Annotated in this window: 15 protein-coding genes, 2 rRNA genes and 1 CRISPR repeat array; of the genes, 12 read left to right on the top strand and 5 right to left on the bottom strand. The window is 31.3% G+C overall.

All coding sequences use genetic code 11. The annotated features are described in order from the left end of the window. Positions 1-18 precede the first annotated feature (18 nt). Genes pxpB through AVBRAN_RS07075 form a run of 4 tightly spaced genes read left to right on the top strand, consistent with a single transcriptional unit; the run spans position 19 to position 3497 of the window. Positions 19-678: a 5-oxoprolinase subunit PxpB gene (pxpB, locus tag AVBRAN_RS07090; protein ID WP_239802913.1), complete on the top strand. Its 660-nt coding sequence runs from the start codon at positions 19-21 to the stop codon at positions 676-678. Next, positions 675-1598, top strand: coding sequence for a biotin-dependent carboxyltransferase family protein (locus AVBRAN_RS07085; protein ID WP_214118339.1), 924 nt, complete (start codon positions 675-677; stop codon positions 1596-1598). The genes pxpB and AVBRAN_RS07085 overlap by 4 nt, the downstream gene beginning before the upstream one ends. After that, a complete protein-coding gene (locus AVBRAN_RS07080) occupies positions 1588-2325 on the top strand; it encodes a 5-oxoprolinase subunit PxpA (protein WP_239802912.1) in 738 nt (245 codons plus the stop codon). Before AVBRAN_RS07085 ends, AVBRAN_RS07080 begins: the two co-directional genes overlap by 11 nt. Beyond that, complete coding sequence (locus tag AVBRAN_RS07075; protein ID WP_214118343.1) at positions 2325-3497, top strand: NRAMP family divalent metal transporter; 1173 nt, start codon at positions 2325-2327, stop codon at positions 3495-3497. The genes AVBRAN_RS07080 and AVBRAN_RS07075 overlap by 1 nt, the downstream gene beginning before the upstream one ends. A gap of 49 nt (positions 3498-3546) precedes the next feature. On the opposite strand, the gene AVBRAN_RS07070 is transcribed toward AVBRAN_RS07075, so the two are convergent. Both AVBRAN_RS07070 and AVBRAN_RS07065 read right to left on the bottom strand, forming a co-directional pair. Next, positions 3547-4524: a catalase gene (locus AVBRAN_RS07070; RefSeq protein WP_239802911.1), complete on the bottom strand. Its 978-nt coding sequence runs from the start codon at positions 4522-4524 to the stop codon at positions 3547-3549. Positions 4525-4600: 76 nt separating this feature from the next. Further along, complete coding sequence (locus tag AVBRAN_RS07065) at positions 4601-5419, bottom strand: pyruvate, water dikinase regulatory protein (protein WP_214120410.1); 819 nt, start codon at positions 5417-5419, stop codon at positions 4601-4603. 55 nt (positions 5420-5474) lie between these two features. Here AVBRAN_RS07065 and ppsA point away from each other — a divergent pair, with 55 nt between their 5' ends. From ppsA to AVBRAN_RS07025, 8 genes are all read left to right on the top strand, one after another. Further along, positions 5475-7835, top strand: a complete 2361-nt coding sequence (gene ppsA / locus AVBRAN_RS07060; protein WP_239802910.1) for a phosphoenolpyruvate synthase — start codon at positions 5475-5477, stop codon at positions 7833-7835. A gap of 502 nt (positions 7836-8337) precedes the next feature. After that, a 23S ribosomal RNA gene (locus AVBRAN_RS07055) occupies positions 8338-11249 on the top strand. Positions 11250-11365: 116 nt separating this feature from the next. Further along, positions 11366-11482, top strand: a 5S ribosomal RNA gene (gene rrf / locus AVBRAN_RS07050). Between the two features lie 789 nt (positions 11483-12271). Continuing rightward, complete coding sequence (locus AVBRAN_RS07045) at positions 12272-12589, top strand: hypothetical protein (protein WP_239802909.1); 318 nt, start codon at positions 12272-12274, stop codon at positions 12587-12589. After that, positions 12583-12789 carry a PBECR2 nuclease fold domain-containing protein gene (locus AVBRAN_RS07040; protein WP_239802908.1) on the top strand — a complete coding sequence of 69 codons (207 nt, stop codon included), beginning with the start codon at positions 12583-12585 and terminating at the stop codon, positions 12787-12789. Before AVBRAN_RS07045 ends, AVBRAN_RS07040 begins: the two co-directional genes overlap by 7 nt. An 860-nt stretch (positions 12790-13649) precedes the next feature. Continuing rightward, a complete protein-coding gene (locus AVBRAN_RS07035) occupies positions 13650-14540 on the top strand; it encodes a phage minor head protein (protein ID WP_239802907.1) in 891 nt (296 codons plus the stop codon). Positions 14541-14700: 160 nt separating this feature from the next. Next, entirely contained in the window at positions 14701-14880 is a 180-nt protein-coding gene (locus tag AVBRAN_RS07030) for a hypothetical protein (RefSeq protein ID WP_239802906.1), read from the top strand. A gap of 102 nt (positions 14881-14982) precedes the next feature. Next, positions 14983-15457: direct repeats of the CRISPR family, unit length 37 nt; unit sequence GTTTCAAACCGTGTTGTGATAGAATTAGGTTTGCAAT. A 439-nt stretch (positions 15458-15896) separates the two neighbouring features. Then, positions 15897-16301, top strand: a complete 405-nt coding sequence (locus AVBRAN_RS07025; RefSeq protein ID WP_239802905.1) for a thioredoxin family protein — start codon at positions 15897-15899, stop codon at positions 16299-16301. Between the two features lie 36 nt (positions 16302-16337). Here the strand turns inward: AVBRAN_RS07025 and AVBRAN_RS07020 are convergent, their stop codons facing one another. The 3 genes from AVBRAN_RS07020 to AVBRAN_RS07010 are packed head-to-tail and all read right to left on the bottom strand — an operon-like array spanning position 16338 to position 20866. Further along, a complete protein-coding gene (locus AVBRAN_RS07020; protein ID WP_239802904.1) occupies positions 16338-17345 on the bottom strand; it encodes a TraU family protein in 1008 nt (335 codons plus the stop codon). After that, on the bottom strand, positions 17332-19425 hold the full coding sequence (locus tag AVBRAN_RS07015) for a hypothetical protein (protein WP_239802903.1): 2094 nt from the start codon (positions 19423-19425) through the stop codon (positions 17332-17334). Before AVBRAN_RS07015 ends, AVBRAN_RS07020 begins: the two co-directional genes overlap by 14 nt. Positions 19426-19429: 4 nt before the next feature. Continuing rightward, entirely contained in the window at positions 19430-20866 is a 1437-nt protein-coding gene (locus AVBRAN_RS07010; protein ID WP_239802902.1) for a type IV secretion system DNA-binding domain-containing protein, read from the bottom strand.

The following is a 20866-nucleotide window of genomic DNA, read 5'->3' as shown; positions in this document are numbered from 1 at the left end:
TAAATTTAAAGGATGATTATGTATAACAAATTTAAAATTACAAGCGAAACTTCATTGCTTTTATATCTTGAGCCTCCAATAAGCATAGAAAAACAACGCCTATGCTATGCACTTAATTTAGTAATTAAAGATATGCCTTATATAAAAGAAGTAGTGGTCGGAATGAATACTCTTTATGTCTTAACAAGTGATTTAAATTATAAAGATTTATTAGATTTACAAAGTAAATTAAATGAGTTAATTACTAGCACTAAACCACTAGAGCTATCAGGAAGATTGATTGAAATTCCTGTTGATTATGGTGGGGATTTAGGACTTGTTTTAAAGGTAATTGCAAAGGCTAAAGGTATGAGTATGAGTGAGTTTGCTAAATTACACGCCGAGCCTATTTATGATGTTTATTTTATAGGTTTTCAACCAGGATTTGCATATTTGGGTGGATTAAATGAGATTTTACACACTCCAAGGCTTAGCACCCCAAGACTTAAAATTCCAGCAGGTTCGGTTGGTATAGGTGGAGCTCAAACAGGAATATATCCTTATCAAAGTCCAGGTGGATGGAATATCATAGGAAATACAAAGGCAAAATTATTTGATGTAAATAGCGAAAATCCGAGCCTTTTAAAAGCAGGTGATAGATTAAAATTTGTAATCAATAGCATTAAGGAGAGATTATGAAAATTACAAAAATATCATCAATTGCAACTATTCAAGATTTAGGTAGGTTTTCGTATAAAAGTTATGGGGTAAATGAGAGTGGGGCTTTAGATAAATGGAGCTTTATGTTAGGTAATGCTTTATTAGGAAATGACTTAAATGCACCTGCAATTGAAGTGATTTTAGGTGGGATAGAAATATATTGTAATAAGGCAATGACTTTTTGTATCACAGGGGCAAATTATGAAGCATTCATAGATGAAAAGCCAATTCATAATAATTATAGAATTAGAATTGAAGCAGGAAAAACTCTTAGATTAATAAGAGCTATGTCAGGAATGTGTGCTTATATTTGTGCTTATGGTGGTTTTAGTGCTGATTTTGTTCTTAATTCAGCTTCTACAAATCTTAGCGCATCTTTTGGTGGATTTAATGGTAGAGCATTAAAAGTAGGCGATGAATTAAGCATAGGTTCAAGAATGAATTTATCTCAAATAGCAGTATCTAGGATAAAACCAAGAGATAAAATAAGAATAATTAAAGGTGCTGAATGGGAGCTTTTTAGTGATGAAGCAAAGCATAATTTATTAAATCAAGAATTTAATATATCAAGCTCAAGTAATAGAATGGGATATAGGCTAAATAGTGATTTTAAACTTAATTTAATCAATGAATTAAGCTTGCCATCTCACGGAGTTAGTGCAGGAACTATTCAAGTGCCAAGTAGTGGAGAGCCTATAGTTTTATTAAAAGACGCACAAACAACAGGCGGTTATCCAAAAATTGCTCAAGTAATTGAAGCTGATTTAGGGCTTTTTGCTCAAAGTAGAATTAATTCTAAGATTAGTTTTGAATTAGTAAGTATTGAAGAAGCTCTAATGGCAAAAAAAGAAAGAATTTCACATATAAATCAAATAAAGGAGTATGCAAGTGAGAATTGATTTTAATTCAGATTTAGCTGAAGGTATGCAAAATGATGATGAGATATTAGCTTTAATAAGCTCTGTTAATGTATGCTGTGGGCTTCACGCTGGTGGATATAAAGAAATATATAATACTTTAATTAAAGCTAAAAAATATAAGCTAAGAATAGGAGCTCACCCAAGCTTTAATGATAGGGCAAATTTTGGAAGAACTAATGAGAATTTAAATAAAGAATTATTACAAGCACTACTTGCTTATCAATTTGGTGCGATTAAACAAATGTGCGAATTAGTAGGGGTAAAATTAAGCTATGTTAAACCACACGGAGCTTTATATAATATGGCTTGTGTTGATTTAGACTTAGCAAAAAATATTGCAATAGAAGTTGCAAAATTAGGCAAAGATATAGCATTAATGGGGCTTAGCAATTCTTGTTTAATTAGTGCAGCAAATGATATAGGTATTAATAGTATTAGTGAAGTTTTTGCTGATAGAAGATATACAGATGATGGTTTGTTGGTATCAAGAACTAAAGAAAATGCTTTAATTGAAAATGAAGATGAAGCAATAAATCAAGTATTAAATATGATAAAACATTCATATGTAATCAGTGAAAATGGTAAAAAAATTAATATAAAAGCTGATAGTTTATGCGTTCATGGAGATAGCAAAAAAGCACTTTTATTTGCACAAAAAATCAAAAAAACTTTAGAAGAAAACAATATAAGCATAAGGAGTAATTAATGAAAAATAATAAAGCTATATTAGGTGCTGCATTTTTAATGGCTACTTCAGCAGTTGGACCTGGATTTTTAACTCAAACTGCTAGCTTTACGCAAAGCTTAGGGGCTAGTTTTGCTTTTATTATTTTAATGTCGGTTTTAATGGATATTGGGGTTCAATTTAATGTATGGAGAATTATTGCAGTTAGTAAATTAAAAGCTCAAGATATTGCTAATAAGGTCTTTCCAGGTGTAGGATATTTATTATCATTTTTGATAATTTTAGGTGGACTTGCATTTAATATAGGTAATATTGCAGGTGCTGGACTTGGATTTGAGACTATTTTTGGGATAAATCCTATTTTAGGAGCTTGTATTAGTGCAGTAATTGCTATAGGTATTTTCATTAATAAAGACGCAGGTGCACATATGGATAGATTTGCTAAGATTTTAGGTGCTATATTAATACTTATAATAATTTATATTGTGTTTAAATCAAATCCACCTTTAAAAGAAGTGGCTATTGAGACATTTGCTCCATCAAAATTTGATGCTTTAAGCTTAGTTACTTTAATAGGCGGAACGGTTGGCGGATATATTACTTTTTCAGGTGCTCATCGCTTACTTGATGCGGGGATTTGTGGTGTTGAAAATCTAAAAGAAGTTAGTAAAAGTTCGGTTTCAGGAATAATTATAGCTAGTATTATTAGGGTATTTTTATTTTTAGCAGTTTTAGGGGTTATTTCTTTAGGCGTTAGTTTAAATCCTAACAATCCAGCTCTTACTCCTTTTGAATATATTTTGGGTAATTTTGGTAGTGTTGTTTTTGGTATTGTAATTTGGGCTGCTTCTATTACTTCAGTAGTTGGCTGTGCTTATACATCAGTTAGTTTTATATCAAGCTTTAGTCCTTGGCTTAAAAAGAATGAAAACAATATAATAATAGCCTTTATTATATTTTCTACTTTAGTATTTTCAACTATAGGAAAACCAACTGCAGTATTAATTTTGGTAGGGACTTTAAATGGTTTTATATTGCCTATTGCTTTATGTGTGATATTAATTGCAGCTTATAAGAAAAACATAGTAGGAGATTATAAACACTCTAAATTACTAGCTTTAATAGGTTGGTTAATTACCATTGCTATGGCGTATTTGTGCTATGTAACTTTAATGAAATATATAAACTCTTAAAATAATTAGAATTTGAAATTAATATTTCAAATTCTAAAACCCCTTTAGTTTATTGTCTATAACCAAAAGTTATTATATAAGCTTCGTTTCTTGGTATAAAAAGTTCATCTTTTGGCTCATATACTCCTTTTGCCATATCCCAAGGAAAATATACATCAAGATTGCAATCTAAGCCATTATATTGTGTAAGTTGCAAAGTCCCCGCAAAAATTTGCTTGTGTTCTCCTTGCCATAAAGCATTTGTTGAATACAATTCATCATTTTCATTTGGTAATGTAAAAAATAATTCATATTCAATAGGAGCATTTTTTATTTTTTCTTGAAAATCTTTTGCTAAATAATCATTACTTGTTGTTTTTATTTCTTCTTCGCTTAAAAATTTAACTCCATCTTTTGGTTTAAAAGTCCATCTAGCTGGAAATTTGTTATTGTTTTTATCATCAAAGAAAAAAGTATGAACGCTGTAAAATTGAGTATTAGCAACGCTTTTTGAAAACCCTATATTTTTAGTATATTCTGCAAAATTTTTAAAAGATTGAACTTCGCTAAAAGCTTGTTTTATTTTTTCTTTATTTACATTACCATTTTCATCAGGTAATTGCATTTCGTGAAAATATCCAAATTCTTTTAGAGTTTTTGCAAAATTAATTGGATTGCTTAGCATTACCATAGTCCAATTATCATTATCTCCTTCTAGCTTAATAGCTAAACCCCTTGCTTTACTTTTATCATTTAATTCACCACCACCTAAAGAAACTCTTCCATTTACAGGTATGCTTTTTTGTTTAAATAGCTCAATGTTAAAATATTCATTAATATTACTATCTGGCTTAAAAACTCCACTTACGCAAAAACCCTTATGATGATTTGGTTTTTTGCTTTTATCTCCCATAACATTCAACTTTACAATAATATCTGCTAGTTTTTGAGCATCATATTCTTTTGCAGCAATTTCTTCATTTATATTGTTAGCATACAAACTAATTGAAAGAGTTGTTGCGACACTAATTTTTATAAGATTTTTCATTTTTATCTCCTTAATATAAATATAAAAAATCTTATAAGATAAATATTAATAATTAATAATTATTTTTAAGTAATAATTAATTATGTATATCAAATATATCTAATAAAGTAGAAGTTACTTCTTCTATACTTTTATTTGTGATATTTAAAAATGGGATATTGTTTATCTTCATTAAAAATTCTGCATTTTTTACTTCATTTTTACAATTAATTATACTTGCGTATTCAGAATTAGGCAGCCTTTCGTTGCGTATTTCACTTAGGCGATATGGGTCTATGCTAAGACCAAAAAGCTTGTTTTTATAAGGCTTTAAAGCATTAGGCAAAGCACAAGCCTTAAAATCATCAGGAGTTAGTGGATAATTTGCTACCTTAATTCCATATTGCATAGCAAGATAAAGGCTAGTTGGTGTTTTTGCTGATCTTGAAACCCCTATTAAAATTATTTGAGCATTATCAAGTGCGTAGATGAATTGCCCATCATCGTGTTCTAAAGTAAAATTAATAGCTTCTATTCTATTTTGATAATTTTTATTATGAGTGTTTGAGTGGGATAGACCTTGTTTTATGCTAGGTTTTACATTTAATTTATTTGAAATTAAGCTAACAAAAGGCTCTAATAAATCTATAAAAACACAATTAGAATTCTTAATATGATTAGCAATATTTACATTAATTAAAGTGCTAAATGCTAGCGGAATATCAGTTTTTGCTAATTCATTAATTTTATTTGCAACCTTAATCGCCTTTTCTTCAGTATTTATAAAAGGTTCTCTAATTTGTGTGAAAACATATTCATCTTCAAATTGAGCTAATACCGAGTGAGCAAATGTTTCAGCGGTTATTCCTGTTCCATCACTTATAAAAAACACAATTTTTTTATTTAATTGTTTCATTTAAGTTATCCTTGCTTGTTAAAATAAAATAATTCTATCAAAAAGGAGTGTGAAAATGGAATATGTTTTAGCTTTTTCAAAACTTAGAATGAGCGATGTAGAAATAGTTGGTGGTAAAAATGCTAGTTTAGGCGAGATGATTTCAAATCTTGCTAGTAGTGGGGTTAGAGTGCCTGATGGTTTTGCAACTACAGCACAAGCTTTTAGAGATTTTTTAAAATACAATAATTTAGATGAAATAATTACTAATGAGTTAAAGAATTTAAATCCTGATGATTTAGATGCACTTGCTAAGTGTGGTGCAAAAATTAGAAGCTTAATAACTAAAGCTAATTTTCAGCCTTTATTTTTAGAGCAAATCATTAAGTTTTATAAAGAATTAGATAGCGATGGGTTAGGCACTTTTGCTGTTCGTTCATCAGCTACCGCAGAAGACTTGCCTGATGCTTCTTTTGCTGGTCAGCAAGAAACTTTTTTAAATGTTAGTGGAATTGATGATATATTGGATAAAATCCGTTTGGTTTTTGCATCACTTTATAATGATAGGGCGATTTCTTATAGAGTGCATAAGGGTTTTTCGCATTTTGAAGTATCGCTTAGTGCTGGTATTCAGCGTATGGTAAGAAGCGATAAAGGAAGTAGCGGGGTTATGTTTAGCCTTGATACTGAAAGTGGATTTAAAGATGTTGTATTTATCACTTCATCTTATGGATTAGGCGAATGTGTGGTTCAAGGCTCGGTGAATCCTGATGAGTTTTATGTATCAAAAACTTGCCTAAAAAACAATAATAAAGCAATAATCTCAAGAAAAATCGGCTCAAAGCTAATCAAAATGGAGTTTAAAGAAGAAAGAAAAGCAGGAGAAAACGCTGTAAAAGTAGTAGATGTAGCTAAAAATATGCAAGATAAATTTAGCCTAAATGATGAGCAAATAAACGAACTTGCAAGATATGCTTTAATTATAGAAGAGCATTATAAAAGACCTATGGATATTGAATGGGGATTAGATGGATTAGATGGTAAGATTTATATACTTCAAGCAAGACCTGAAACCGTTCAATCTCAAAAGAAAAAAGATATAAGCTATAAATTAAAAGAAGAATCAAAAGTCCTAATAACAGGTAGAGCAATAGGACAAAAAATAAGCGTTGGGGTAGTTAAGGTTATAAATGATATTAGTGAGATTTCTCGTGTAAATGCTGGAGATGTAATAGTTACTGATATGACAGATCCAAACTGGGAGCCTGTTATGAAAAAAGCCGCAGCAATAGTTACAAATAGGGGTGGTAGGACTTGTCATGCAGCAATTATTGCAAGAGAGCTAGGAATTGGTGCAGTTGTTGGCACTAGCAATGCTACAACTATATTAAAAGATGGAGATTTAGTAAGCGTTAGTTGTGTTCATGGAGATGAAGGTAGGGTTTATGAAGGGGCATTAAAATACGAAGTAATTGAAAATGAAGAATTTGAAATGCAAAATTGCGGTGTAAAAATAATGATGAATGTGGGAAATCCTGCATTAGCATTCAAATTCGCACAAATGCCAAATGATGGTGTAGGACTTGCTAGACTTGAGTTTATTATAAATAATCATATAGGCATTCATCCCAATGCTATTTTAGATTACGACAATATAAATGATGATTTAAGAAATAAAATAAATGAAGCTAGCAAAGGCTATTCTAATGCAAGAGAATTTTTTGTATCAAAATTAGCCGAAGGTATAGCTACAATTGCAGCTGCTTTTTATCCTAAGCCTGTGATTATTAGACTTAGTGATTTTAAGACTAATGAATATAGAAAATTATTAGGCGGAGAATTTTACGAAATGCACGAAGAAAACCCTATGCTAGGATTTAGAGGTGCAAGTAGGTATTTAGCTCCTAATTTTGCGGAATGCTTTAAGCTTGAATGTGAAGCTTTAAAAATAGCAAGAGATGAAATGGGGCTAAATAATATTGAAATTATGGTGCCTTTTGTAAGGACTTTATCACAAGCAAATTCAGTTATAAATTTATTAGCGAAAAATGGCTTAAAGCGTGGTGTAAATGGCTTAAGAGTGATTATGATGTGCGAAGTGCCTAGTAATGCTATTTTATGCGATGAGTTTTTAGAATATTTTGATGGTTTTAGTATAGGCAGCAATGATTTAACCCAGCTTACTTTAGGACTTGATAGAGATAGTGGAATGGATATTTTAGTAGCTGATTTTGATGAAAGAGATGAAGCGGTTTTATTTATGTTAGAAAGAGCAATTACAGCTTGTAAAAAAGCAAATAAATATGTAGGAATTTGTGGTCAAGGTCCAAGTGATCATATAGATTTAGCTGTTTGGCTAAAGCAAAAAGGCATTAGCTCAATGTCACTTAATCCTGATAGCGTTATTAGCACTTCAAAACGCCTAGCTAGTATTTAAAAATAGTTAATTTACATTGCTAAAAACAAAAAAAGCAATGTAAATTTATTTTTTTCAAACTTTAAGAATAATTTAAGCTTAAAGAGATAGAATACGAGCTTTATTTCACAAATCAAAACTTAAACAGAGCATTTAAGCTAAATGTTCTTTCTAGGTTTTATTTAATTTAATTCTATGTTATATATAGTTTCTAACCTAGTGTTATTTTATTTATCAATGTTAAGAGTCACAAGCAAGTAATATAAAACAATTTCATAAGCTTGTTAAAGGTAGTTATACTTAATCTCTTTCTTATTACATATATTAAGTATATATAAGAAAAAGTTTTTAAGCATCACAGCTTAGACGCTTTCCGTCTTGAAGATTAAGATTAATAATTACATAAAAACTTTAGCAAGGAAGTAATGCGTTTTAGTAATACTAAAAACAATAACAATAATGCATGCAAATATATTTCAATTAATACTATTAATTGTAAAAATATTAATAACATTATTAACAAAGGTAAGCTAATAAGAGCAAATGGTGGATGCCTTGGCAGACAAAGGCGATGAAGGACGTACTAGACTGCGATAAGCTACGAGGAGCCGTCAAGGGGCATTAATTCGTAGATTTCCGAATGGGGCAACCCAATACATAGAGATATGTATTACCATATATGGAGCGAACGTTGGGAATTGAAACATCTTAGTACCAACAGGAAAAGAAATCAATAGAGATTACGCTAGTAGCGGCGAGCGAAAGCGTAAGAGGGCAAACCACTAGTTTACTAGTGGGGTTGTAGGACTGCAACAAAGACTAAGCAAAGATAGTAGAACAAGTTGGAAAGCTTGAGCGTAGAGGGTGATACTCCCGTACATAAAATCTTTACTTTACTTAGCAGTATCCTGAGTAGGGCGAGACACGTGAAATCTTGTCTGAAGCTGGGTCGACCACGATCCAACCCTAAATACTAATGTCTGACCGATAGTGTACAAGTACCGTGAGGGAAAGGTGAAAAGAACTGAGGTGATCAGAGTGAAATAGAACCTGAAACCATTTGCTTACAATCATTCAGAGCCCTATGTAGCAATACAGGGTGATGGACTGCCTTTTGCATAATGAGCCTGCGAGTTGTGGTGTCTGGCAAGGTTAAGCTAACGTGAAGCCGTAGCGAAAGCGAGTCTTAATAGGGCGATAAGTCAGATGCTGCAGACCCGAAACGAAGTGATCTATCCATGAGCAGGTTGAAGCTAGTGTAAGAACTAGTGGAGGACCCAACCGACGGCCATTGAAACGGCTCCGGATGACTTGTGGATAGGGGTGAAAGGCCAATCAAACTTCGTGATAGCTGGTTCTCTCCGAAATATATTTAGGTATAGCGTTGTGTAGTAGCTATAAGGGGTAGAGCACTGAATGGGCTAGGGCATACACCAATGTACCAAACCCTATCAAACTCCGAATACTTATAGTGTAATCACAGCAGTCAGGCGGCGAGTGATAAAATCCGTCGTCGAGAGGGGAACAACCCAGACTACCAGCTAAGGTCCCTAAATCTTATTTGAGTGGAAAACGATGTGAAGTTACTTTAACAACCAGGAGGTTGGCTTAGAAGCAGCCATCCTTTAAAGAAAGCGTAATAGCTCACTGGTCTAGTGATTTTGCGCGGAAAATATAACGGGGCTAAAATAAGTACCGAAGCTGTAGACCCAAGCCTAGCTTGGGTGGTAGGAGAGCGTTCTATAGGCGTTGAAGATGTACCGGTAAGGAGCGTTGGAGCGTATAGAAGTGAGCATGCAGGCATGAGTAGCGATAATTAATGTGAGAATCATTAACGCCGTAAACCCAAGGTTTCCTACGCGATGCTCGTCATCGTAGGGTTAGTCGGGTCCTAAGCAAAGTCCGAAAGGGGTATGCGATGGAAAATTGGTTAATATTCCAATACCAACATTATTGTGCGATGGAAGGACGCTTAGGGCTAAGCAAGCTAGCGGATGGAAGTGCTAGTCTAAGGTAGTAGGTTGTTATACAGGCAAATCCGTATAACATTAGACCGAGAACTGAAAGGCTTTCTGAAGTCTTCGGATGGAAGGAAGAATTGCTGATGCCGTCGAGCCAAGAAAAGTTTCTAAGTTTAGATAATGTTGCCCGTACCGTAAACCGACACAGGTGGGTGGGATGAGTATTCTAAGGCGCGTGGAAGAACTCTCTTTAAGGAACTCTGCAAAATAGCACCGTATCTTCGGTATAAGGTGTGGTTAGCCTTGTATTAGGATTTACTCCGAAGGCAAGGAAACTTACAACAAAGAGTCCCTCCCGACTGTTTACCAAAAACACAGCACTCTGCTAACACGTAAGTGGATGTATAGGGTGTGACGCCTGCCCGGTGCTCGAAGGTTAATTGATGGGGTCAGCAGCAATGCGAAGCTCTTGATCGAAGCCCGAGTAAACGGCGGCCGTAACTATAACGGTCCTAAGGTAGCGAAATTCCTTGTCGGTTAAATACCGACCTGCATGAATGGCGTAACGAGATGGGAGCTGTCTCAAAGAGGGATCCAGTGAAATTGTAGTGGAGGTGAAAATTCCTCCTACCCGCGGCAAGACGGAAAGACCCCGTGGACCTTTACTACAGCTTGACACTGCTACTTGGATAAGAATGTGCAGGATAGGTGGGAGGCTTTGAGTTATAGACGCCAGTTTATAATGAGCCATCGTTGAGATACCACTCTTTCTTATTCGGGTAGCTAACTAGCGTGAGTTATCCTCACGTAGGACAATGTCTGGTGGGTAGTTTGACTGGGGCGGTCGCCTCCCAAAAAATAACGGAGGCTTACAAAGGTTGGTTCAAAACGGTTGGAAATCGTTTGTAGAGTATAAAGGCATAAACCAGCTTAACTGCAAGACAAACACGTCAAGCAGAGACGAAAGTCGGTCTTAGTGATCCGGTGGTTCTGTGTGGAAGGGCCATCGCTCAAAGGATAAAAGGTACCCCGGGGATAACAGGCTGATCTCCCCCAAGAGCTCACATCGACGGGGAGGTTTGGCACCTCGATGTCGGCTCATCGCATCCTGGGGCTGGAGCAGGTCCCAAGGGTATGGCTGTTCGCCATTTAAAGCGGTACGCGAGCTGGGTTCAGAACGTCGTGAGACAGTTCGGTCCCTATCTGCCGTGGGCGTAAGAAGATTGAAGAGATTTGACCCTAGTACGAGAGGACCGGGTTGAACGAACCACTGGTGTAGCTGTTGTTCTGCCAAGAGCATCGCAGCGTAGCTAAGTTCGGATGTGATAAGAGCTGAAAGCATCTAAGCTCGAAGCCAACTCTAAGATGAATCTTCTCTTAAGGTCGCAGCAAGACTAGCTGCTTGATAGGTTGGGTGTGTAAGTGGTGAAAGCCATTTAGCTGACCAATACTAATAGACCGTCCGCTTACTTTAAATAAGCATTACTTCCTTGCTAAGGTTTATTACTTTAGTAAGTTTAAGAGTTTAAATTACTTGCTTTTAACATTGTTATTTAAGTTTATTAAATACTAATAGATTTAAATAACAATGTCCGTGATTATACAAATGTGGTAACGCCTTGTCCCATCCCGAACCAAGAAGCTAAGCACATTGTGGGTGATGATACTACGCCTTACTGGCATGGGGAAAGTAGCTCGTTGCGGACTTGTTAAAATCTTTTTTAACTCCTTTCTTTTTAATAATAATTGATTTTTATATACATATTTTTAGATTTAATTTTTTTATTATATTTTTTTAATTGTAGAAACGGGATAGGGCTAAAAGGTAAGTTTTTATTGTTGCTTTCTTTTTTAGCTTTGTTTGGGTTTTTAAAACCTTTACTTTAAATAATTTGCTTAATTATATTTTTTAGTATGAGATTATAAAAATAGATATTTTAAATGATACTTATACAATATAGCTCTTACTTTTTATATAGGTTTTTTTTATTTGCTTTAAGTAGTTTTAGTATATGCTAGAAGTATTTATAAGTTATATGTTTAAAGTATTTATATGAGTATGCTTATTTAATTTAAGTAGCTTTATATGTTTAAAGAATTATGTATTTAATAAGCTTAGGTGATTAATTGTTTTTTTAGGTAGTTAAAGTTAAATCAATATTAGAATAATATTTAGACGTAAGCCATAATCTCATATGAAAACATCATTAAGGTAATATGAAAAAGATGGCGTAGGATTTAATGAATTTAAAAAGGGCTTAAAGGCTACTTTAAGTGATAAAGGCTGGTACGCTCAAAAAGACATTGTAAATCCACTCACAGGCGAAGTAAGAAGTATAAATATAAGTTCATCAAGACTTAAAACAATCTATACAACAAATATGCAAAGAGCTTATAACCTAAGCCTTGCAAAAGTGATAATGAACTACACTTATAAAACATATTGGCTTTACAAATCAGCAAAACTTAGCCACAAGTAGAAGTAGCCATTCTAAAATGCATAATGTTGCAATCCACAAAGATGATGCTTGGTGGCTGATAAATTACCCACCTAATGATTATAATTGCAAATGTTATGTAATACCAATTAGTGAAAAAGAAGCAAGAAAATATAAAATAATGATAAACCCACCAAATATTGCAAGCGAGCAATTTGCGTATGATAAAAGGATTGGTGTAAGTAATAATGTAAATTTAGAGCTTAGTTCAAGTCTTGATAAATTACCAAAAAATCCAAGCTATGAAAATCTTAGCGATGAAGAGGCTTTAAATAAAGTTTATGAAAGATTTAATGCTAAAAAAGAGAGTTGTTAGTTGACAAGATAGGTGATGTAATAAGGCTTGATGATATGTTTTTTATGGATAAAAAGAAAAATGCTCCAAAAATTAAAAAGAACAATCGTCATTTATACATTGATTATTTTCCAAAATTATTAAATGACCCTGATGAGATTAGACTAAGTCAAGAATTAGACCCTAGATTTGATAAGTCAGTAATTAAAAAACATATATAAAATGGTTTTATGATGATAATATAAAAAAAGCTTTAGTAATGGTGGTAAATCAAAAAGGCGATGTGATAAATAATAAAACTATGTTTTTAAGTGAAGATGAAGAGTATTTTAAACACCAATTAAATATAGGTAAAGTGATTTATAAAAAAAGATAGAGATGGCTTAGTTATTTAAGAAGTTGAGCCCCGAGTTTTCACTTGGTTACGCCAAGCTATTATGTGCCATCTATACAGGTTGCCTAAATAACATTAACTGTCTTTTTTTATAACTACTAGCGGCTCAGTAACGAGGTAAAGACGACTCGCCGCATTTGTCTTTGGTCTCATACTTGATAGTAGTTATTGTGATATTTTAGTAGATTTTGCATTACTTGTCAAATTTATAAGAAGTAAGAAAAAGGGGCTGAGTGTTTACAGCCAATGACCCGTTGCCCCCATAACGATGATACCATAAACACATAACATTTCTTGTATGGCATTTTAACTCATTTAAACTTATTTGTCAAATAATGTTAGCTTTAAATACCTTTTAAATCGCTTTTAAGATGATTTTCTAAAAGGTCTTTTGTTTCTTCTTTAATCTCATTTATAGCGATTTCGCTAAAATTTTCGTATATTGTCATAAAACAAATTCAAAACCTGATTAATTAGCTACCGAAATCCACGCAGTGCTTAGCGGACTGTTGTAATTGATACAGAAGAATAAATCATGCTTATTCATCTAATCTAAGTCCTTTAGACGTAATTAAATACTTTGATGATAAATTACCTAAAGATTATGATTTAGATAAATTACGCTTTAGTGCTTATAATAGAACATTCTTAATAAGTGGGATAAATGAAATTGAAACACTTAAAAGAATGCATAGCATACTTAAAAAAGCTTACTTGGATGGCACAAGCTTTAAAGATTGTGTAGAAGAGCTTAAAAACGCTAGTGGTTTACATAAAAATCATTTAAAAGTTGTTTTTAATCAAAACCTAAGACAAGTATATAGCTTTGCAAGATATGAAAAACAACTAATTAGCGATAAGCCTTACTTAAGATATGTAGCAATTATGGATAATAGGGTTAGGGATAGCCACAAAGCCTTTCACGGACTTATTTTACCTAAGGAGCATTCTTTTTGGCGTAACAATTACCCGCCTAATGGCTGGGGTTGTAGGTGTAAAATCCAAGCGTTAAGTGAAGAAGATACAGAGGCGTTAGGATACACTGGTACTCTTGCACCGCTTTTAAATATCCCTGATGATGGCTTTAAAAATGGTATAAAATCATACGAGCAAAAAATCCAAAACTTAACAGAGTATTTAAACGAGCAAGTAAAAGGCTTACCTCACGAGGTACATAAAGCAGTTAATACTAGGATAAAAGAAAGCTTAATGCAAATAAGAGAAGTTAGAAACAATTATAACACTATAAAAAAGGTATTTAATGATGATAAAGAGCAAAAATATAAAGGAAAACTTTTAAAAGTAGGTAATTGTGATATTTTAGGACAAGACTTGCCATTATTTTTAAGCTTGGAAAATGTTTTTATTCATAAGCATAGAAAACATATAACAGCTTATGATTATGCAATGATACTGCAAATGTTAAAAAACATTAAAAGTAAAACACTTTCAAAAGCACATTCACAGGCTGAAGTAGTAGTTAGTCGTTTAAGCACTTATTATCGCTTAGCTATTAAAAAGACTAGCAAGAATGAAGCTATTGTTACATCTATTACACAGGAAAGAAAGTGGGAATAAATGGTGGCGTTTGGGGAACCAACGAATAAACGGCATTGGCTAATGCTTAAGGCTTTCTGCAAAGTAGCGATATCAGTGCAGTTTAACCCCTTTACCCGAGTTAGTAGCCATCTAACTCATCGCAGGGGCATTATAAATAAACAATATTAAGGAGAGCTTAATGGATATGCAGCTAAAGTTAGCCTTAGGTGGATTTGATAAGCTAAAAACACAGCAAGAAAGACTAGAAAAGCTAGGTAAAATTGCAAAGCTTAGTACAGACAAGATGGACAAGCTAACAAAAAGCATAAATAAGCTTAATAATTTAGATATAAAAGCAGGTCTTGCAAAAAAGCATTAATAAAAATTTTGGTAATAATAGGTTTTTATTTTTCTATTTAAATTTTATTAGAATTGGGCTTATAATAAAAAATTACGATAAGTTTTTTATTTTTGTTTTTAAGTTTCAAACCGTGTTGTGGTAGAATTAGGTTTGCAATTTTAAAAGTTTGAATGTTTACTAAGCCCTTTTTACAAGTTTCAAACCGTGTTGTGATAGAATTAGGTTTGCAATTCACAAGCCACATTAATTGCATTTCCAATGTTTGAGTTTCAAACCGTGTTGTGATAGAATTAGGTTTGCAATCAAAAGAGAGCAATATTAACGACTACTATATAAAAAAGTTTCAAACCGTGTTGTGATAGAATTAGGTTTGCAATAAAGAAGTAAAACCTGATATTTTAAAAGAAATATCGTTTCAAACCGTGTTGTGATAGAATTAGGTTTGCAATATAAGTAGTGTCTATTTCTTTTATTACTGGAATTCCGTTTCAAACCGTGTTGTGATAGAATTAGGTTTGCAATATCACAAGCAACGCCAACAGAATTTCCTAAGTTACTGTTTCAAACCGTGTTGTGATAGAATTAGAATTTATTTTTTCAAATTCCATTAAATATCGTGTTAATAAGGATTTAAAAAAACAACAAATTATATTATTTTTTTAATTTGTCCGTTATTTTGTCCTTTTTTTACACGATACGGAATTAATAGTCATAATATTTCAATCGCTTTCTTATCTTTGCAATAGATCTATAAAAAGTAATTTCAACTAAGTTTGTTGAAATATTCATAATCTTTGCAATTTCAGAAAAAGTTCGCACAGGAACTAGATTATCTGACTCAAATAAATTAATACTCTGTTTATTATGTTTAGAGCTACTTTTCGTAGCTCTTGACATAAATATTTCCTTTCTTCCGACAAATTCGTAAATTATTATAGTATAAATTATTAAAAAATCAATATTTTTGAAAAAATTATGAGGGTTACTGCATTTTTTAAGCTATATTTTTAAAAACTATTTTTTAGGAGTTATCAATGAAGAAAGCATTGTTTATTTTTAGTCTTTTTGCGAATTTGTGTTTTGCAGATGTATTTTATAATGCAGATACAGCTCTAGCTCACGCAGAAAAAAATAATAAATTATTAGTTGTTATTGCAGTTTCTGACACTTGTCATCATTGTCATGATTTTTTAGCTAAGCTAAATGAAAGTGGAACTATGGATATTATGTCAAATAAATACGATGTAGTGATCTTAGAAATCAAAAATAATCTTGACATTTTTACAAATGTTTTTAATATTGAAGTAACACCAACTACTTTTATTTTAGATCCAAAAAAACCACAGGTTAAAATACCTGAAATTAAGGGAAAAGCAGACGGCAATTCAATATTAAATTATTTAAGTAGTGTTGAAAAAGAGCTTATAAAAATTTATTAAAAAATTAATCTCTACTTTTTTTGTAGAGATTAAATATTATAAAAAACAACAATCATGTTTCCTAAACCATAAAAATCCAAAACTATCTCCCACAAACGGCGGATTTTTAGCAATTCCCCAAATCATTGCACTTTGACCTATGGAACTCGCAAATGGGTTTGGTATAGGATGTATAAGCTGTAGTCTGTTTGAAGACTTTATCCAAATTGGAAGTGGATGTGCAAAACATAACGCTGAAGGACCAGATGAATTCCAAGTTAGTAATTCTCTGTGCATTTTAAAAATAAATGTTGCAGCAACACTTGCCGCATCTTCTACTAATGCTTTTTTACTCACATAGCCACTTAATGGATAGGTATTACCCCATGAACCCTTACACCAAAATAATGGGTCTAGTGGTAAATTTGCTTGAGAAGATATAGAATCAGGAACACAAGCTAAATTTGTTACAGGATTATTAAATAAAATCGCTTCAGGACTTAAAATAGCACTTAAGCTACTTTTTTGCCAGACCGGATCAAATTCTGTAATATACCCAATGTCAAGAATTGAAGAGTTTGAAGTTAAACATAAAACATCTGTAAAAAGCTCCAAAATTGCACTTGCAGCAAAATATATCTCGTGTGCTTGATAAAAAGTAATACCACTCTGATTATCTTCTTTTGTTTTTGTTCCACCTAATTTCAAATTAAGCTCTATATTATTTTTACTTAAATCACTGGCAATGCTTGGAAAACACATTGAATCTTGGACTATATCTATTAGTCTGTCTGGTGCATAATATCCTACAGGTGTTCCTACTTGTGGATAACCAAAAATTTTACCTGGACATTTGCATATAGGGTTATTAACTCTTGCAAAACCTTCAGGCATAAAGCCACTGGACAAAGCAACTCCACCCATTTTTATTGGCATCATACACTGATAGCAAACCAAATCCAATCTAGTGTATAGTGGTGCTACATTATTTGCATTACAAACAGCAAAAGCATTTATATTAAATAACATCAAAATATAAATTGATAATATCTTAATTGTTTTCATTACTTATCCTTTCTATTTTTAAAAATCTATTATTGCTATTTTTATGATTATTATTGCACTCTGTATGACTTAATTTAAAAAAATATGGCAGTATTGGAACAAAATTACAATTAAATCTAGCATTATTTTGAACCAAATTAAATTGATTAGTATAATAATAATCTTTTGATGTATTTATATATTTTGTATTTTTTTCTTCATTTAGTCTTTTTATAAAATAGTTAGATAGTAAAATATAATCATCTTCAATATACTTATCATTATTTTTTAATAAAGTTGTTATCATTTTTACAATTGCATCATATTTTATAAAATATAGTCTTTCATCATTTGAATATATAGCATCTTCTGTATTAAGCATTTTTTTCATTTTTGCAATAATTAAATTTATACAATCTTCATATTCAAATTCTCTATAAGTATTTGTATTTGAAGGAATTTCAATATTGACTTTTTCTAGTGTATTTCTTGAATGTTCTACATATAATCTATCTTCATTTTTATACCAAAAATTAAAATCTTCAATCAAATCTTTAAAGTTGCTATACTCTGATATTTTAAATACAATACATTTGATTTTATTATTCTTAAAATATTTAACATATATATTGTTTTTTATACTATCATTAAAAACAGCATAACAACATAAAAAATCATCAAAATAATTAATTTTTTTCTTAAGTTCCTCATTGTCAATTTCTTCAATACTAATTCTTGCTATTAATATTTTTGTTCTTGATTTATTATTTAAATCAATTTCTTGTAAAAAAGGGTATTCTTGCTTTAAACTATCGTTTTCATTTTTATTATTTTGATTATTTATTTGCAAGTCCTCATTATTTGTGTTGTTATTTATATATGTTTCATTATCATTATCACTTATATTATCTTCTTCTATATTAGCGTTAGTATCTATTATTATCGCTTTAGAATAATCTATTTGCTCTATTGAAGAATCGTTCATTGAATTAGGTTTATTTGTTATTGTAATTTTTTCTTTTTCACTATTGCTAATTGCATTATGTAATTGTTTAGATGAGTCTTTAATCCAATTTTTTTCTTCTTTTATTCTTGCTTCTCTATCAGCTTCAACGACCTTTTCTAATACTTCAAAATATTCTTCAGGAACATTGTTTTTAATACTATCTAATCTATCTGCATGATGATTTTCAATTACAAACTTAACTATTTTTAAATTATCATAATTTGAGAGTTTTAATTCTCTCTCTTTTGAATTTTCTAAAATAAAATCTAATAATACTGAGCCACGCTCTTCATGAGAGCGTGTATAAATACCTTCAAGATTTTCTGCATTATTATATACTTTTTTCAATTCTTTCAAAGGTATTTTTCCAATATCGTGAGTTAATGCAGCTATTATGCAAGTTCCTAAATCATCTATTAAATCTTTTTTCTCATATATTTCCCAAACAACATTTATTACATGGTCAATTAATTGTATATTTTTTAAAATATCATATCTACTTAGTGATTTATTGGATTGTGAGGTAGTCCCATAGCCTTTGTCCTTTTGCACTCCTTCAACGCTTGGAATATTATTAGCTCCAACTTGTATGTAAGCAAATAGTATTGTATCAATCATTAAAGCATCAGCGTATGATATATCTTTTTCTTGAACAGCAGGTCTTAAAATACCATTGATAAAAACCTCAACAGAAGTAATACTTGTTGATAAACATAAGTATTTAAATTCTTCTTGTTTTATATTTATTTTACGATTTTGATTAACCCAAATTTTTGAAATATCAGCCAAATGAACTTCATAATATTGTTTTTCTTTTTTTGCTTGTTTTAAAATTAATAATAAATAATGCACAAGCACAGCAAAAGCAATCAATAAAGCAAATAATTTAAATTGTTCTTCAAAATAGTTAAATATATAAAGAATTGTGTCCTTATGAAAAATAAAAGTAACATCTAAATAATTTTTATGTGTTTTAATATATATAAAAATAACTGCAAAAACATAATAAAATAAAGAAGTAAGTATAATTACACTAAATATCATAGGAGAAATTAAAAAAATTCTTATAAAAAATCTTAAAATATTTATAAACATATATTTATTCCTTAGTTGTAATTTCAGGTAGTTTTAATCTTAAATAACTTTCAGATACATCAGCAGTTTTTCCTTTGAAACGCCCTTCAAAACCAAAATAATAAAATTCACGCTTATTAAGATTTAATACATCAACAGGTTTAATAATATCTTCTTCGGTTTCACGAGAAGTAATTTTACCTGCATCATTCAAAAATGTTGTATGCACTTTATGAGTTCCACCCATTTTAGAAACTGTTTCAGCACTTTCTAAATCGTTCATTTTCATAATTATTTTGGTTGATGTATTATCAAATATTGTTCTAGCAGAATCTTTGCCTAATTTTTTTATAATATCTGCCCAAGATTGTGTTAAACCAATGACACAAACACCAGCACTTCTTGCTTGTTGAAAAAGAGTTTCTATTCCATCGAATAAACTTCTTGACATTTCATCAATATAAATATTTAATCTTTTATCAAATTTTTTATTTGAACCATTTAGGCGACCTACAAGAGCAATTATCATAGATAATACTATTTTACCTATTGCATCACTTACATCTTTAGTAAGCATAGAAGCAGTTTGAACAAAAAAAATGCAACCTTTTTGATTTTCTAATTGTGATATAAATTTATTATCTTCTTCTGTTGCAATTAAACGACCTAAATTACCACTGGTAAGTTTTGTAAGAGTTACACTTAGCGTATTTGAAACTTTTTCAAAATATCCGTTTGGAGCTTTTACAACTTTTATATAAGAATCACGCAATTTAGCAATTTCTTTCTCATAATATTCTGCTTCTTTAATAGTTTTAGAAGTTTTTGCTAATTCATTTGCGAATTTATTTATCAATCTATCATTGCTAAAATATGTTTCATATAAGTTTGAAATACCATCTTTGCTCGTATAACGAGCAATCTCATCAAGTGTCAAAGGTTTTTTACTCTTATCCTTTTGTCTAGCCAATAAAAGAGTAGTTACAATTAAAATTGTTGTTTCGTGTGCTACTGAATAAAAAAAAGGGTCATCACAATCTACACAACTCATAATATGTCCAATAACTTCTTCTTTAATGTAATATTGTTTGAGTGGATTTATTGAAATTGAATACTCAGGAAACAGAGGCCCTAAATACAGCAAGTCATTAACTCTACCTGCTTGTTGTGCTAAATAAATAGTTTTTGCAAATAAATCTGTATCCCCCTTAGGATCAATTATAACAACATTTTCACCTCTTTTAATATCTTGCTCAATCATCAATTCAAGTAGTCTAGTTTTACCAACACCAGTAGAGCCGAAAACGAAAGTATGATTAATTCTATTCTCAAATTTTGTAAAAATATCTAGTGGCTCTTCTTCGTGTCTGTCTTCTAATGAAAAACCTTTTCCGATAAACTCATCTTTAGCAGTTCTCTTTAACTTTTTTTTGAAATCAAATCTTTTAAATATATTAGCCAT

The sequence above is a fragment of the Campylobacter sp. RM12651 genome (assembly GCF_022369475.1).
Lineage (GTDB): Bacteria > Campylobacterota > Campylobacteria > Campylobacterales > Campylobacteraceae > Campylobacter_E.
Note: the sequence above shows the minus strand (reverse complement) of the source record. Positions and strands in the feature narration are given on the sequence as shown.

What these genes read in the sequence shown, in the direction of transcription:
- AVBRAN_RS07015 (WP_239802903.1), bottom strand. Translation starts at nt 19,425, where the DNA reads ATGTTTATAAATATTTTAAGATTTTTTATAAGAATTTTTTTAATTTCT.
- AVBRAN_RS07085 (WP_214118339.1), top strand. Translation starts at nt 675, where the DNA reads ATGAAAATTACAAAAATATCATCAATTGCAACTATTCAAGATTTAGGT.
- AVBRAN_RS07030 (WP_239802906.1), top strand. Translation starts at nt 14,701, where the DNA reads ATGGATATGCAGCTAAAGTTAGCCTTAGGTGGATTTGATAAGCTAAAA.
- AVBRAN_RS07020 (WP_239802904.1), bottom strand. Translation starts at nt 17,345, where the DNA reads ATGAAAACAATTAAGATATTATCAATTTATATTTTGATGTTATTTAAT.
- AVBRAN_RS07025 (WP_239802905.1), top strand. Translation starts at nt 15,897, where the DNA reads ATGAAGAAAGCATTGTTTATTTTTAGTCTTTTTGCGAATTTGTGTTTT.
- AVBRAN_RS07065 (WP_214120410.1), bottom strand. Translation starts at nt 5,419, where the DNA reads ATGAAACAATTAAATAAAAAAATTGTGTTTTTTATAAGTGATGGAACA.
- AVBRAN_RS07070 (WP_239802911.1), bottom strand. Translation starts at nt 4,524, where the DNA reads ATGAAAAATCTTATAAAAATTAGTGTCGCAACAACTCTTTCAATTAGT.
- ppsA (WP_239802910.1), top strand. Translation starts at nt 5,475, where the DNA reads ATGGAATATGTTTTAGCTTTTTCAAAACTTAGAATGAGCGATGTAGAA.
- AVBRAN_RS07035 (WP_239802907.1), top strand. Translation starts at nt 13,650, where the DNA reads ATGCATAGCATACTTAAAAAAGCTTACTTGGATGGCACAAGCTTTAAA.
- AVBRAN_RS07045 (WP_239802909.1), top strand. Translation starts at nt 12,272, where the DNA reads ATGCATAATGTTGCAATCCACAAAGATGATGCTTGGTGGCTGATAAAT.
- AVBRAN_RS07010 (WP_239802902.1), bottom strand. Translation starts at nt 20,866, where the DNA reads ATGGCTAATATATTTAAAAGATTTGATTTCAAAAAAAAGTTAAAGAGA.
- AVBRAN_RS07075 (WP_214118343.1), top strand. Translation starts at nt 2,325, where the DNA reads ATGAAAAATAATAAAGCTATATTAGGTGCTGCATTTTTAATGGCTACT.
- pxpB (WP_239802913.1), top strand. Translation starts at nt 19, where the DNA reads ATGTATAACAAATTTAAAATTACAAGCGAAACTTCATTGCTTTTATAT.